This is a genomic window from Chitinophagales bacterium, assembly GCA_020636495.1.
GTDB lineage: Bacteria > Bacteroidota > Bacteroidia > Chitinophagales > Chitinophagaceae > UBA5543.
Map to the genome: position 1 here is coordinate 2,654,216 of JACJXQ010000008.1, position 14,896 is coordinate 2,669,111.

Below are 14,896 nucleotides of genomic sequence, written 5' to 3' on the forward strand. Positions count from 1 at the left end.
CCTCCCGTTCGGCGTAGTCCCATGACTACGTCGCTATGGCAGCCAATCCCCCGATTGGCAAAACACAAGCCTGCGATCATAACTTTCAAGAAATCAACCTAATCATAGTTCAGACAACACTTGAAACACCACCTGAAAAAATCTCAGCTTATCAACATATATAGTGACGGGTTAGCAAAATGACTTGTATATGTTTGTTCCGTACTGGTATAAAACAAAACGTCCTGGAAGACCGTAGGAGGCCATTGGCATACCCGAGCACGCATAAGAGAGCCCACCGCTTGCGGGGGGCTCTTCTTTTTCATACTCATCTCAAAACAGGGTAATATTATTTATAACCAAAAGTTATACTATGAATACAGGAAAGCGTACATTACACAAAACTTAAAATTTACCATATGGCAAGGTTGATCCGTTTTCTGAACATTATTATGGCCGGCCTTGTGTCCGGTGTTATTTTCGGCATATGGCTGGGTTATAATCCCGCCGGCTTGTCTGCCCCCACCTACATCGAGCAACAGCAGAGTGTGATACGCGCACTCAATGTATTGATGCCCATACTGGGGCTCATCACCATCGTGCTCACCCTGCTGTCGGCTCTGGGCGCCAAAAAAGACAAAGGACGATATTATATGCTGCTGCTCGCCACCGCATTGTTGATAGTGAGTGGTCTCACCACAAAATTCGGCAACCAACCCATCAACAGCATCGTAATGACATGGGATATGCATGCCGCCCCCGATAACTGGATGGCACTGAGAGATAAATGGTGGTCGTTCCACATCATCAGGACAACTACGGCTGTTATAGCCTTCGCACTCATTGTATGGACGAGCATGCGAAAAGAAGCATAGTTGCTGCCTGCACCTTCCCTTTATATTATTAATACGCAAAGCATGATACATCTTGTATTGCTATACAGAAAATAAAATTGTACGATACATATAATTTATGTATTTTTACTGTAATAAAAACATCATCAACCCATAAGTGGCATGAAACACATACGCCTCACAAATAACATATTACACAATACCAGTCCCGCCCCTGCGGGACTTTTTTATGCATTGTTAAGTTCAGCACGATTACCATTTCACTTAACAAACCTTAACAATTTGCACGACAAAAAACTGGTAACCAACAAGATAGAACACTCACACACTAACCCTCAATTAAACCCGACAACCGGTTTACTTAACAAAATGTACAGGCAAAAATCTGAACCATTACCTTATCGGTGTTTGCGAGGAGGAACGACGAAGCAATCTATAATGTTGAGTCAGCTTATTAACCAATTACCCTATTTTCGCACCATGAAACAAAGCACGCTGGTCATAGCATCCAACAACGCCAAGAAAATAAAGGAACTACGCGAGTTGTTGCCCGAAGGCTTCGAGGTAAAAGGACTGAAAGACATTGGCTTTACCGATGAGATACCCGAGCCCCACGACAGCTTTGCCGCCAATGCGGCAGAAAAGGCATGGACAGTGCACCGTTTCAGCGGCCTCAACTGTTTTGCCGACGATAGCGGCATATGCGTGCCTGCCCTCAACGGGGCGCCGGGCGTATACAGCGCCCGCTATGCCGGAGAACCAGGCGATGACGACCGCAACCTGCGAAAACTGCTCGCCGACATGGAGGGCATTACCGATCGCAGGGCATACTACAAAGCCGTAATATGCCTGGTGTGGGAGGAAAAGGAATATTACTTTGAGGGAGAATGCCACGGCACGCTGGCCACGGCTCCGGTAGGCACAGGCGGCTTCGGCTACGACCCCATTTTCATCCCCGAAGGCTACACCGAAACATTCGGCACCCTGCCTGCAGAAGTAAAGCACGGCATGAGCCACCGCGGCAAAGCCATGAGGCAAATGATAAGCTTAATTCAAAAATTAAAAGTGAGCCCCGATAGCTATCGGGGCTAAAATACGAGGAACCAACATCTACGATCCAAAATGAAATTCTCAATAGGCGATAAAATATTACTGAAGCAGACCGACGAAGAGGGCGTTGTAACAGCCTATATCAATACCGATATGGTCGAGGTAGAAGTAGGAGGTGTGGTATTCCCCGTGCATACCGATGAGATAGACCACCCCTACCTGAAATGGTTCACGCAGAAGAAAAAGCAACCAGCAAAGAAAGTTATCCCCGAGCAGTTACCTGTAGAGAAACAGAAGCTACGCAAGCCGCGCCTGCCCAAAGGTATCTACCTGTCGTTCATGCCCGAGTACAAGCTGGAAGAGATGGAAGATATTGTGGACATCCTGAAGATATACCTGCTGAACGAAACAGGCCGTGAGATACAATACCGATACGAACAAACCCTCCGCAACGACGCCACCTTTACCCACGAAGGCAGGCTGCACGCCTTTGGCCATGTGTACCTGCATAGCATAGAATACGACCTGATGAACGACCAGCCGCGTTTCAACTGGTGGCTGGACGATGTGCACGACGCAGACCTGGCACCGGCCAGCGGGTCGGTGCGTATCAAACCACAAAAGCTGTTTCAGCATATTGATGAACTGCTCACGAAAAATGAGCCCTCGTTCAACTACCTGCTCATAGAAGATTTCAACGTCAAAGTACCGGAAATAGAAGAGAAAAAAATTGAGATGCCCAAACCCACAATGCGGAATCCGGGATCAAATATCAAACCTCCGATGTCTAAGTCCCAACGGGACTTTACTCCGGATACAATAGACTTGCATATAGAAAATTTAGTAGACAGCACCCGGGGCATGAGCAATGCGGATATTATTACCATTCAGTTACACGCCCTGCAAGACCATCTGCGTATGGTAATACGGGAGCGTCAGCAAAGGCTGATGATCATTCACGGGCTGGGAAAGGGCAAACTCCGTGACGAGGTGCACCGCATCCTCAGCGAAACCCTTGAAGTGAAAAGCTATGATAACAGCTGGCACGGAGGTTATGGCTTCGGCGCAACAGAGGTCTGGTTTGAATATTAAGTGAGAAGTTAAAAACCTAAAAATGCATCACCAACAAATGAAACCTGAAACTTTACCTCACCAGTATTTTACCACCCTGTCGCTGTATACCGTCTACAGTGTAGATGTAGGTACCGGGAGCAAGCTGGTAAGTCAGTGTGGCACTTTCGCCGTTCAGGGGTTTTTGCGCCACTTTTGCGCCGCTTATATTATGTATCTGCAACGATTGATAGCCCGCCGGTATGTGCAGCGTAACCTGTCCACCGCCCTGTTGGGAAACGGTTACATCTCCGGCTACAATATCAATAGAGTTGACGCTTACATTACCTATATGCACAGTGTCGCTCTTCTGCTCTTTGAAACAATTGTTGGACGCACTCAGCGTTACAGTATATATACCCGCCTGTGCATAAGTATGCGAAGGGTTGGCCATCATATCAGTATTCGTATCGCCGAAGTCCCACTTATAACTGCTGGCCTTAAGCGACTTATTCTGAAATGCACGGATATTGGGAGCGGTGATACTATTGGTAAAATCGGCATACACATAGTCGCCGTACTGGGTCCATTTATCAATGCTGTCCAAAGTCACTTTTGCGGCAAAGTGTTGTATGCGCTCCGCGTCTGTAGCAGAAAGTGTAGATGTAAACGTATTGCCATACGGGCTTTTATGAAAAATAGAAGCATAAAACACGCAGGCAGACAGGTAACCACCGTTGATATTCGGGTGCGACTCGTCAGAAATATACAGGTCGAGATTGGGCAGGCTATCGCGAACCACTTTCCAGGCTGCGCCTACGGGGGCAGTTATTGCGCTGTTGTCATGCGCCATCTGCAGGTAGCTCTCGCGCAGGCTGGCCTGCATGCCAAGATAGGTGCATATCGGTGGATAAAACTGGCAGTTGCTTGCATCACCGTTCTTGCGGCCCCATGTCATGTAAAACATGGTTTCGGTACAGCTGTTATTGTCATTGATCAGGCTATCTAATGTTCTTGCATATGGATAGGTGTCTGTTGCTACCTGCGATGGGGGGAAGGCGGGCTTCTGACTTTGCTCCTGCAGTACGACGATATCCCATGCCTGTGCTTTTATCTTTGCAAGTGTTGTAGCATTGGTACAATGTTGCTCCAATGTATAACCGCCGGGCGTACTCTGATCGTAAATAAGCGTATCGCCATTGGTTGCGGCCAGTTGTTTTATCAGCAATGGAATATCATTAGTATAAATATAGCTGTTGCCGATAAAAAGTACTTTAACCGTTTTGGCCTGTAAAACATTGGTTACTACCACGAGAACAGACAGCAATAAAACCCTGTAAGCTTTCTTCATATTACCTGTTTATACGGAGCGATTCAAGCAATTCGTTGGTGATATCGTCGGTGTAAATACCAGCTCCGTTTACTAAGACACCCTTAATGTCGTGTTTGGTTGAAGAAATTGCATATAAAGTTGCTTCATCTTCAGGATTACTATCACCTTCAAAGCGGTAAAATTTGTCAATCACGAATTCATCATGAAAAACCTTAAACTTTCCCTCTCTGCATACCAGGCAGTTCTTCTCTATATTAAAATCTTCTGTATATCCTTCTTTACGCAGTTGCTCCATTACCTGCGATAGTGTATCCATTGTGTTATCCATGAGGTATGCATTTATTATGTAAAGTTAGTGATTAACAGGCAACCGGGCTATTAAAGCTGTTCCTATTCTTAATGTTAAAAAAAATACAAGAAAGTCATTTACAGCAACCTTATCATATAGCGGATGTTCTATAAACAAACAAAACCATTAGTTATGAAAAAGCAAATCATTGGTATCATAGCATTTAGTTTAGTTGTTTCAGGCACTGCACTAGCACAGGATGCAATGACCACGAAAAGTCAAAAGTCAAAGTATACTTCAATAGGCCCGGTAATGGGTATGGGTAATAGCTGGGTCAGCAATATGACCAACACATTAAAGCCAAGTGCCTATCTGGGTATGGGTATCCTTTACAGCAGATATGAACACTGGGGATTTGGTGGCTTATTGATCGCATCGCACGAAGGTTATAGTCGTGAAGCTTACCGCTATCAGAATACTTATGTTAATACGATTGACCCTACTTACCTGCGTTTTACACCAAGGGCTTATTATTTCTTCGGAGATTATGGCAACAATGTTCGCCCTAAAATATATGCCGGTCCTTCTTTAGCTTATAAAGTAAGAGAAGACCAATACTTACAGGAACCTGAAACATTCAGAGAACTTACCTATACACGTCCGACAGGTGAGATGTTCACCAATTGGGACTTTGGTGTTAATGCTGGTGCGGGTGTTAATATAAAAATTGCCAGATATATGTGGCTAAACCTTGATGCAGATTATTATCACGGATTAATAAACGTAACGAATGAGAACAACAAAAACAGAACACTACGCGCTAATGCCGGATTGATGATAGGAATTTAAGACACCAGTATTGACATATCTATCGGGCCTGTTTGCAGCAGCAGGCCCGGTATTTATTACACTACCCGCCTTACTGTCATTAAATAAACAATCACTCCTGTAGTTGCCAGAGCTGTAACAATAAAAGCTAGCTCCGCTCCATATGAATACCAGAGCATACCAGTGATACTACTGGCCAATAGTGCTGCAATGCTTTGAAAGGCTGTATATGTTCCTATAGCCGTAGCTGTATCCTGTTTATCCGCTATGTTTGTTATCCACGCTTTGGCTACACCTTCGGTTGCCGCTGCATATATACCATATAGCAGGAATGCAAGCATGTAGAAATAAAAAGACAACGAACCCGACATGATAAAGTAAACTATAACAAATAGCACCAGTCCGAAAATGAATATATTCTTCAACCCTAATTTGTCAGCCAAAACACCTACAGGGTATGAGAACAGTGCGTATATAAGATTGTAAAAAACATAAACACTGATCACTGTTGTATCATTCAGACCTGCATCTTTCGCACGAAGCAACAGGAACACATCTGAGCTGTTGACAAGTGCGAATAATAACAGCCCGGTCAGCAACTTTCTGTAGGAAGCCGGACTTTGTTTCCAGTACCGGACAAAATCAAAAAAAGAGGTACGTTTCTTTTCAACAGGAGTTGTAACGGTATCTTTCCTGATGATGAATGTGAAAATAATCGCAGCCAATCCCGGAATAAATGCGATATAAAACAGCATTATATAATTGCCCGGGTAATAATATAAAAACAGCAGTGCCAGTGATGGACCAATGACAGCGCCTATCGTATCCCAGGAGCGATGGAAACCAAAAACACGGGCCTTATTCTCCTTTGTTGTTTCGTCAGAAAGCATGGCATCTCGTGCACCTGTGCGGATACCCTTGCCCAGCCTGTCGGTAGTACGTGCTGCAAATATCCACCAAGGCATCTGAAAGAATGCCATCATGGGTTTGGACAAGGCGCTTAATAAATAGCCTAGCCTGACAAATGGCAAGCGTTTACCCATATTATCAGACAATTTACCAAAGTACCCCTTACTTAAACCAGCCGTGGCTTCCGCTACTCCTTCCAATACACCTATCAAAGCAACAGAAAACCCTATACTCTGCAGGAAAACCGGCATAACAGGATACAACATTTCGCTGGCCATGTCTGTAAACATGCTCACAAGCGATAACATCCATATAGTTCTGGTAATAATGCGCATCGGGTCAAAGTTTCATGATACGTATCTCAACTCGCTTATTCATATCCTGGTCTTCCTGTGTAAACTCATTTGGACGCAAGGGACGGGTTTTACCATAGCCTTCGAAAGTGAGGCGTTTAGGGTCTATACCTTTCTTCACCAGGTAATCATATATATACTTTGCGCGGTTTACAGATAACTTCTCTTCACCCGTATCCATATCCAGTGCATCTACCAATGGATGAACGCAACATACATGCCCTTCTATACGTATCTCCAGCCTGGCATTCTCATCCAGCATTTCAAATAATCTTATCATTTCCGGCTGAGACTCAGGTACAACAATATGCCTGCCTGTGTAAAAGAAAATCTTATCCAGCACAAACAGCTGACCTACATACAAACTATCCGGGTTAAAATCAACCGCAGTATTCAGCTTTATAGCTTCTCTTGACGAGATAAAAACAGGTTCCTTTTTTTTCTCATTTATCTCCTTATGAGTTACGACAGGCATTTTCACTTCTTTCTCCAGCAATACAACATCTACCCTTCTGTCCGGCGCATAACCGTCTGGCATGTTCATATCCCTGGGTATCTCACCTTTACCTACACATAGGGTTATGTGTTCTCCCGGTATGCCCATCGATTGCAGGTATGCTTTTACATTATTTGCCCTGTCAGATGATAAAGTATCATTGTACCCGTTACTACCCAGGTAGTCAGCATAACCAACTATCAGTAACTCTTGCTGTTGGTTGATGACATCCATATAGAGTAATGAGTCTATCCTTTGCTTTGCCTGCTCATCCAATGCACGTATATCCAGCCTGAAATAGATATGTGTTGTATCAGAAAAAGCGAAAGCATTTTTCATACAAGCAATAGCTAATAACAGGAACAACATTTTTAACCGCACATTACACATCATCATCAGTTTACTTATTTAACATTAGAAAACTTCGCAAACTTTTCAACACATGTGGAATAATTACGAAATAAGCTAATATCAATTGACCTAATTTTAAATAAATCGCTTACGTCATGGAAAGTACAAATACATTAGAAACATTCCTATGGTTTTTGGCGGGATTGATAGGCAGCGGCATGATAGCCGTACTAACCATAGGCTGGATGAAGGGAAATAACTGGCAACGTGAAGTGAAGGCTAAAAAACGTCAGGCGCATCGTTAGGTGCATGCATCAATAGCTATCAACGCAACAGTTCCCTCACTCCGGGATAATCATTCATATTGTTCATTTGCCTCATAATCTGCGGGTAGCGCCACTGTACCCTGCCGCTCATTGGTTTTACAGTAAACTTTTTAGGATTGGGCAGGCAGGCTATTATCATTGCCGCCTCAGCATTAGTAAGTTTTTTTGCAGGCTTATGAAAGTATGCCTGCGATGCAGCCTCTACGCCGAATATACCGGGCCCCATTTCTATAACGTTCAGGTACACTTCCAGTATCCTTTTTTTGCCCCATATCAGCTCAATACATTTTGTATAGAAGAACTCAGGTGCTTTGCGTATATACCTCATAACACCATGCCCCTGCCACAGGAACACATTCTTAGCCGTTTGCTGGGTGATGGTACTGGCCGCAGCACCTTTGGGTCGTTTTTTCTTTTTCCTACCTTTTTTAGCAGGCTTATCCTGCATACTCTTTTCCAGCGCTTTCCAGTCAAAGCCGTCATGTTCTGTAAAAAGCTGGTCCTCGCTGGCTATGGCCGCCAGTTTAATATTTCGTGGCATATCATTCCACCCTAGATAATCACGCTTAAGGCCATGTCCTTCTACCAGGGCATTTAGTTGTGTTAGCGTGATAGGCGGAAACACCCATTTGCACACCACTACATACAGCAAACTGGCCAACAACAAGTACAAAAAAGTACGCAGGGTAAATTTCAGTGCCTTCTTCAAAATGATATAAATGCTTTTATCGCACGAAAATACAATATCATCATTTCATCGCATATCTGTTTTGCGATAAAGATGGGAATGGTTTAACTTTCGGGAAAATTGGCCTGATGTCAGTAAAAAAACAAGCCGCACTAGGTTTCATATTTATCACCTTACTAGTTGACTGTATCGGGCTGGGTATTATCATACCTATTATGCCGGGGCTGATACAGGAGTTGCAAGGTGGCACCCTGAGCCAGGCATCTGTTTATGGCGGGCTTCTAACCTTCTCTTACGCTACTTTCCAATTCCTGTTTTCACCGGTTGTGGGCGGACTGAGCGACCGATACGGAAGGCGTCCTGTATTGCTTGCATCATTGTTGGGCCTTGGTGTTGATTATGTCTTCCTGGCTTTTGCCCCCAGCCTGGCATGGTTGTTTGTAGGCAGGATAATAGCAGGTATATTCGGGGCCAGCTTTACTACGGTGATGGCATACATAGCTGATATCAGCACACCTGAAAAACGCTCACAAAACTTTGGGTTAGTAGGTGTAGCCTTTGGCCTTGGATTCATCATAGGCCCAGTGATAGGTGGCGTATTCAGCCAGTGCGGCTTGCGTGTACCATTTATGGTGGCTGCAGGCTTATCACTACTCAATACGCTGTACGGTTATTTTATCTTACCCGAATCCTTGTCACAAGAACACAGACGTCCTTTTAGTTGGAAGCGTGCTAATCCTGTAGGGGCACTGATGCATATAAGGCGCTACCCTGCTATACTTAGCTTAATATTTGCCGTATTGCTGCTTTATATCGCCGGCCATGCGGCACAGTCTACCTGGACATTTTATACCATGGAAAAATTTGGGTGGGATGAAAAAATGGTAGGCTATTCATTAGGTGTTGTAGGGCTCCTTATCGCAATAGTACAGGGCGGATTGATACGTGTTGTCATACCTAAGCTCGGGCAAAAAAGGGCATTATATGCAGGGCTCATATCTTACATTATTGGTTTTATACTTTATGCATTCGCTAATGAAAGTTGGATGATGTTCGCATTCAGCATTCCATATTGCTTAGGAGCAATATCAGGCCCTGCCATACAAGGCATAATATCTACCAAAGTAGCGGCAAATGAACAGGGGGAACTTCAAGGCATAATGGCCGCTATGATGAGCATCTCATCTATCATCGGACCATTATTGATGACTAATCTATTCTCAACGTTTACTGCAAGAGATGCAGATGTATATTTCCCGGGGGCTCCTTTTATTGCCGGGGCTGTACTTACGGTTATCGGGTTGTTATTGAGTATACGTTCACTGGTAAAATACCATACCCCTGCAGTGCAACCGGAGACAGAACAGGAAGCCATCCTGGAAAGCGGTACGAACAGTTAACAATTATTCTTTATCACCAAAGTAGAAATGCTCCCTGTACAGGGCCGATACGTGTTCGTATAACTTATCCAACGTATCATATCCGGTGATGTTCTCGTGTAGCTTCTCTTTGCCACGAACAATTATTGAAGCCTTGGCAGCATCTTGTTTATCCAGCACGAAAGTACCGGTCTTATTATCATACTGTTGTACAAAAACTTTTACAGAATCACCTTTTGACACTTTACCGTTGATGGTAATAAAGTCGTTGAAAAACACGAACATACCATCTTCTTTTATCGGTGAAATTTTCAACTCTCCTATTGAACTTTTGATCATTGCTGTAAAAATTGTGTTGTAATAATAGGAAATACCTGCATTTTTTTCAAAAAATTACAGGTTAAGGATATACAATAAAAGCAACCGGGTTACCAGCCCTGCACTTGTCGATAAATTCAGCTTCAGTAAAACATGGCTTATTATTCAACCAGCGCTCTAAGGTAGATATGCGTAAAAAGTTGTCCATCAACAAACTGAATACAGATACAGCCTGCCCCGCTTCAACTCCATGCTGAAATAACATATGCGGGTGCGACCTACCGGTCAATTGCTTCGCTCCCTGCAGGATAGCTGCAACATCATCTTTCGACTCTATTACGATCCACCCTACTATATAGTCAGGCGGTAAAATAACATCCAGTGTAGTTAGTGGCAGAGTAAAAGAGGTAGGCACCTGTTTTATCTCATCCTTTTTGCCTTTCTTCTCCGCTTTCACCGGTGTTGGTATATTAAATATACGTTGCTCTTCACCCGTTTTATCGCCGATAATATGCTCTGATATGTGCTTATCAAAAAGTGCATACCATTTATCCAGCCTTTCCCTTACTACCGGGTTAGACTCAAAAATGTAATGTTCTCCACGTGGGGCATAATGCAATATAGTATCTGCAGCTTCTGTATCTACGGCACCTATTACAACGATATTACTCATCGTATCACAGGTTTGCCGGGCTACCATGTTAAGGCGGCTGAGCACGCGTCCTTTTGAAGAAAATGCCTTTGTCAATGCATTCATGATACTGACAAAATACAAGATATTATTGACATGCCGGCACGTAACTTTATTGAATTATTTGCGATAGTAACTTAAACTTAACTGCATACACGCTGTTATTATTCAATACTATTCGTTATATTATTGATATAAAACAACATTTATGGTCAAACATATAGAATTAGGCAATCTGTCTGTAGAAGACTACCAGGAGCTAATTGTGGTAATGAAAGCGGCTTATCCCAAATGGCCGGGCAACTACTGGTCGCTACCGGTGATTGAGAACCTGATACAACGTTTTCCCAAAGGGCAGATAGTTGTAAAAGCTGATGGCAAAGTGGTTGGTTGCGCCCTGAGTATAGTGGTGCAATACAAGAAGTTTGGCGACAACCACAGCTATACGCAGATAACCGGCAACTATACCTTTAACACCCATGACGACAAGGGCGATGTACTGTATGGCATTGAAGTTTTCATACACCCCGACTATCGTGGATTGAGGCTGGGGCGCAGGCTGTATGACGCCCGTAAAGAATTGTGCGAAGAAATGAACCTGAAAGCGGTGGTATTTGGCGGACGTATACCCCACTACCATACTTATGCTGCAGAGATGACACCCAAGGAATACATCCAGAAAGTAAAACGCAAAGAGATATATGACCCGGTGCTTAGCTTCCAGCTTTCTAACGACTTCCACGTAAAAAAAGTGATCAAAAACTACATGCCGGACGATATACAAAGTAAAGAATACGGTACACTACTGCAATGGGATAATGTGTATTACACACCACCCGATACAGACAGGTTTACCAATAAAACTTACGTACGTATAGGCTTGATACAATGGCAGATGCGCCCGTACAAATCGCTGAATGAAATGTTTGAACAGGTGGAATACTTCATAGATTCTATATCCGCCTACAAAAGCGATTTTGCCCTGCTGCCTGAATTATTCAACGGGCCGCTGATGGCGGAATTCAACAACATGAACGAAGCAGAAGCTATGCGTGCTTTAGCCCAGTACACGCCCGAAATGAAAGAAACCTTCAAGCGGCTGGCTATTTCCTATAATGTGAACATCATAACAGGCAGCCTGCCCAGTATAGAGAACGACCGTCTGAAAAATGTAGGATTTATCTGCCACCGCAATGGCAACATTGACCAGTACGAGAAGATACATATAACACCTGACGAGAGTAAGGCGTGGGGCATAAAAGGAGGTAATACGTTAAAGGTATATGATACCGACGCGGGTAAAATAGGCGTACTGATATGTTATGATGTTGAGTTTCCGGAACTGGGACGCATACTGGCAGAACAAGGCATGCAGATACTGTTCGTGCCCTTCCTGACCGATACACAAAATGCATACATGCGTGTACGTACCTGTGCTATGGCAAGGGCTATTGAAAATGAATGTTTCGTGGCTATTACAGGGAGTGTAGGTAATCTACCCAAAGTAGAGAATATGGACATTTCTTATTCACAATCTGCTGTTTTCACACCTTGCGACTTTGCGTTCCCATCTAACGGTGTAAAAACGGAAGCAACACAGAATACAGAAATGATACTCATAGCCGATGTAGACCTGCAACTATTGGACGAGCTACATAGCTACGGTAGCGTACGCAACCTGAAAGACAGGCGTACCGACTTTTATGAGCTGAAACTAAAGAAGTGATTTATCATTTATTTAGCAGTATGTGTAACTTTTACAACACTGTCGCTCTGCGTTATTCAGTAACTTTGAATTAATCAATTAACATAATACTATGGACATAATCATTCAATCGTTAGGGTTTACTGCAGGAGAACAACTGGAAGGTTACATCAAAGAAAAGCTGACCAAAATAGACCGTATGGACGATAACATCATCCGTGCCAGGGTAACTCTACATAAAGGGCAATCGGCGACAGACAACCATCACTGCGATATAAGGTTGGAGATACCTGGCTACGACCACTTTGTACAAAAGGCCTCCGGGTCATTCGAGAGCGCTTCGCTGGATGCTATTGAAGCATTGCAAAAGATCATCAGGCGGACAAAAGACTAAAACAAGAAATACTAATAAATGAAGAAGCCCGCAATTGCGGGCTTCTTCATTTAAACGTTTACCAATTTGAAATTATAGCCTTGAGTTCACACTCGCTATAGCGTCCAGTCTGCGTTGTGCCAACTTCATAGCAGCAGCCTGTGTGTGTATCTTCTCAGTTTCTGTCAGTTGGAATATCTCTAAAGTACGGTCGTATATCTGTTCCACCTGGTTCATAACACGTTCGCGGTTATAACCATCCAGTTCAGCACTTACATTCACCAGGCCACCTGCGTTGATCAGGAAGTCAGGAGCGTACAGGATACCTTTTTCTATCAGCATCGGGCCATGCACATTCTCATCAGCCAGCTGGTTGTTGGCAGCACCTGCTATGATAGCGCATTTCATTTTACCAATGCTGTCTGTATTTACCGTAGCACCCAAAGCACAAGGAGCATATATATCCATCTCCATATTGAAGATGTCGGCATTATTGATCACCTTAACTTTCTGGAACTTATCAGTAGTTTGTTTCAGTTTTGCATCACTTATATCAGCAATGTACACATCAGCACCCGCCTCTACCAGGTGGCCTACTAGGTATTGACCAACGTGTCCTACACCCTGTACCAGTACTTTCTTGCCGGCCAGGTCATCACTACCCCAGGCTTTTTTAGCAGAAGCTTTCATTCCTACAAAAACACCATAAGCCGTGAAAGGAGAAGGGTCTCCGCTACCACCCATGTATTCAGGAACGCCGGTAACATGTTCTGTTTCCAGTGCTATATATTCCATGTCACGGGCAGAAGTGTTTACATCCTCAGCAGTAATGTACTTACCGTTCAGGCTGTTCACAAACTTACCATACCTGCGCCACAGGGCTTCAGATTTTACTTTAGAAGCGTCGCCAATGATAACGGCTTTACCACCGCCCAGGTTCAGGCCGCTGATAGCAGCTTTGTAGGTCATACCCCTGCTCAGGCGCAGTGCATCAATTATCCCCTCTTCGTGAGAAGCATAATTCCAGAGACGGGTTCCACCCAGTGCCGGGCCTAATGTTGTATTGTGTATAGCAATGATAGCGTTGAGCCCGCTTTTCGGGTCGTGGCAGAAAACCACCTGCTCGTGCTCCATTTGCTGCATGTGTTCAAAAACAGATTGCATCTATTGAAAATTAGGCTGCAAATCTAATAAATTACTCGGGATTTAATTCAGTATAAATAGACCGTTAATTTTGCAATTACTTATACATTCAAAACACCTGACATATATCACTGCCATTGTATCACTTCATCTTCCGCAATTACATATATGTGTGAATATTCTTTTGTGCTCACCTTGTGGCTGCCTGTAAAGCTGCCGAAGGATGGTAACACCAGCCGCTTATCATTCATACAATAACATGGCAGCTTGATGTTATTCCTACCCCTGCCACTCACTACAAATGCCGGGTGAATATGACCGTGTATATAGAACTTTCCGGGTTCTGCTATCTCATCATGGCTGATGATAAAACTGCCTTCGTCCAATATCGCCTCATGTACGGCCATATTATTGCCGGTATACATTTCTTCGGGCAGAATATCATGGTTACCCAAAACAAGATCTATAGACAGTTCTTTATGCGCATTGCGCCAATGGCTGAAATTGTCTACTTCATTGTTCTCCCTGCTATGAAACATATCCCCTGCCACTATCAGTCGCTCAACTTTATGCTGCCTGATCAGCTCAGCCAGCCTGATCTCATCGTTATGTTGTGCATTGATGGGTATAGCTATGCCGTGTTTCCTGAAATGCGCCGTCTTACCCCAGTGCAGGTCGGCCACTATAAGAGTATGTCGCTGCTGCCAGAGAAGAGCTTTCCCGGGCAGCAGCGACATGGGTTCTCCTTGTATATCGATTGCTAACACAGGCGGCAAAAGTA

At 43.9% G+C, this 14,896-nt stretch carries 17 protein-coding genes; 8 read left to right on the forward strand and 9 right to left on the reverse strand.

All coding sequences use genetic code 11. The features are described from left to right. Positions 1-398 precede the first annotated feature (398 nt). The 3 genes from H6550_11755 to H6550_11765 all read left to right on the forward strand — a co-directional run bounded on the left by H6550_11755 (position 399) and on the right by H6550_11765 (position 2,975). On the forward strand, positions 399-854 hold the full coding sequence (locus H6550_11755; protein MCB9046798.1) for a DUF1772 domain-containing protein: 456 nt from the start codon (positions 399-401) through the stop codon (positions 852-854). Positions 855-1,313: 459 nt separating this feature from the next. After that, on the forward strand, positions 1,314-1,925 hold the full coding sequence (gene rdgB / locus H6550_11760) for an RdgB/HAM1 family non-canonical purine NTP pyrophosphatase (GenBank protein ID MCB9046799.1): 612 nt from the start codon (positions 1,314-1,316) through the stop codon (positions 1,923-1,925). Positions 1,926-1,955: 30 nt separating this feature from the next. Next, positions 1,956-2,975, forward strand: a complete 1,020-nt coding sequence (locus H6550_11765; GenBank protein MCB9046800.1) for a Smr/MutS family protein — start codon at positions 1,956-1,958, stop codon at positions 2,973-2,975. Positions 2,976-3,027: 52 nt separating this feature from the next. Here H6550_11765 and H6550_11770 read toward each other — a convergent pair whose 3' ends face one another. After that, positions 3,028-4,284 carry a PKD domain-containing protein gene (locus H6550_11770; protein MCB9046801.1) on the reverse strand — a complete coding sequence of 419 codons (1,257 nt, stop codon included), beginning with the start codon at positions 4,282-4,284 and terminating at the stop codon, positions 3,028-3,030. Position 4,285: 1 nt separating this feature from the next. Next, the gene (locus tag H6550_11775) at positions 4,286-4,594 is read right to left on the reverse strand and encodes a phosphoribosylpyrophosphate synthetase (protein MCB9046802.1); all 309 of its coding nucleotides are present in this window, start codon (positions 4,592-4,594) and stop codon (positions 4,286-4,288) included. Between the two features lie 153 nt (positions 4,595-4,747). Between H6550_11775 and H6550_11780 the strand changes: the two genes are divergently transcribed. Then, the gene (locus H6550_11780) at positions 4,748-5,404 is read left to right on the forward strand and encodes a PorT family protein (protein MCB9046803.1); all 657 of its coding nucleotides are present in this window, start codon (positions 4,748-4,750) and stop codon (positions 5,402-5,404) included. Positions 5,405-5,460: 56 nt separating this feature from the next. On the opposite strand, the gene H6550_11785 is transcribed toward H6550_11780, so the two are convergent. Together H6550_11785 and H6550_11790 are read right to left on the reverse strand one after the other, a co-directional pair. After that, a complete protein-coding gene (locus H6550_11785) occupies positions 5,461-6,627 on the reverse strand; it encodes an MFS transporter (protein MCB9046804.1) in 1,167 nt (388 codons plus the stop codon). A 4-nt stretch (positions 6,628-6,631) separates the two neighbouring features. Further along, the gene (locus H6550_11790) at positions 6,632-7,480 is read right to left on the reverse strand and encodes an OmpA family protein (protein ID MCB9046805.1); all 849 of its coding nucleotides are present in this window, start codon (positions 7,478-7,480) and stop codon (positions 6,632-6,634) included. Positions 7,481-7,647: 167 nt separating this feature from the next. Between H6550_11790 and H6550_11795 the strand changes: the two genes are divergently transcribed. Then, on the forward strand, positions 7,648-7,797 hold the full coding sequence (locus H6550_11795) for a hypothetical protein (GenBank protein ID MCB9046806.1): 150 nt from the start codon (positions 7,648-7,650) through the stop codon (positions 7,795-7,797). 19 nt (positions 7,798-7,816) lie between these two features. Here the strand turns inward: H6550_11795 and mtgA are convergent, their stop codons facing one another. Beyond that, positions 7,817-8,515, reverse strand: coding sequence for a monofunctional biosynthetic peptidoglycan transglycosylase (mtgA, locus tag H6550_11800; GenBank protein ID MCB9046807.1), 699 nt, complete (start codon positions 8,513-8,515; stop codon positions 7,817-7,819). 119 nt (positions 8,516-8,634) lie between these two features. Between mtgA and H6550_11805 the strand changes: the two genes are divergently transcribed. Then, positions 8,635-9,906 carry a TCR/Tet family MFS transporter gene (locus H6550_11805; protein MCB9046808.1) on the forward strand — a complete coding sequence of 424 codons (1,272 nt, stop codon included), beginning with the start codon at positions 8,635-8,637 and terminating at the stop codon, positions 9,904-9,906. Between the two features lie 3 nt (positions 9,907-9,909). Here H6550_11805 and H6550_11810 read toward each other — a convergent pair whose 3' ends face one another. Together H6550_11810 and H6550_11815 are read right to left on the reverse strand one after the other, a co-directional pair. Further along, the gene (locus tag H6550_11810; protein ID MCB9046809.1) at positions 9,910-10,224 is read right to left on the reverse strand and encodes a hypothetical protein; all 315 of its coding nucleotides are present in this window, start codon (positions 10,222-10,224) and stop codon (positions 9,910-9,912) included. Positions 10,225-10,285: 61 nt separating this feature from the next. After that, entirely contained in the window at positions 10,286-10,960 is a 675-nt protein-coding gene (locus H6550_11815; protein MCB9046810.1) for a hypothetical protein, read from the reverse strand. Between the two features lie 142 nt (positions 10,961-11,102). Between H6550_11815 and H6550_11820 the strand changes: the two genes are divergently transcribed. Together H6550_11820 and H6550_11825 are read left to right on the forward strand one after the other, a co-directional pair. Further along, a complete protein-coding gene (locus tag H6550_11820) occupies positions 11,103-12,620 on the forward strand; it encodes a bifunctional GNAT family N-acetyltransferase/carbon-nitrogen hydrolase family protein (protein ID MCB9046811.1) in 1,518 nt (505 codons plus the stop codon). Between the two features lie 91 nt (positions 12,621-12,711). Next, positions 12,712-12,993, forward strand: coding sequence for a ribosome-associated translation inhibitor RaiA (locus H6550_11825; protein MCB9046812.1), 282 nt, complete (start codon positions 12,712-12,714; stop codon positions 12,991-12,993). A gap of 72 nt (positions 12,994-13,065) precedes the next feature. On the opposite strand, the gene H6550_11830 is transcribed toward H6550_11825, so the two are convergent. Further along, on the reverse strand, positions 13,066-14,136 hold the full coding sequence (locus H6550_11830; GenBank protein ID MCB9046813.1) for a Glu/Leu/Phe/Val dehydrogenase: 1,071 nt from the start codon (positions 14,134-14,136) through the stop codon (positions 13,066-13,068). Between the two features lie 107 nt (positions 14,137-14,243). After that, positions 14,244-14,882, reverse strand: coding sequence for a ligase-associated DNA damage response endonuclease PdeM (pdeM, locus tag H6550_11835; GenBank protein ID MCB9046814.1), 639 nt, complete (start codon positions 14,880-14,882; stop codon positions 14,244-14,246). Between the last annotated feature and the right edge of the window lie 14 nt (positions 14,883-14,896).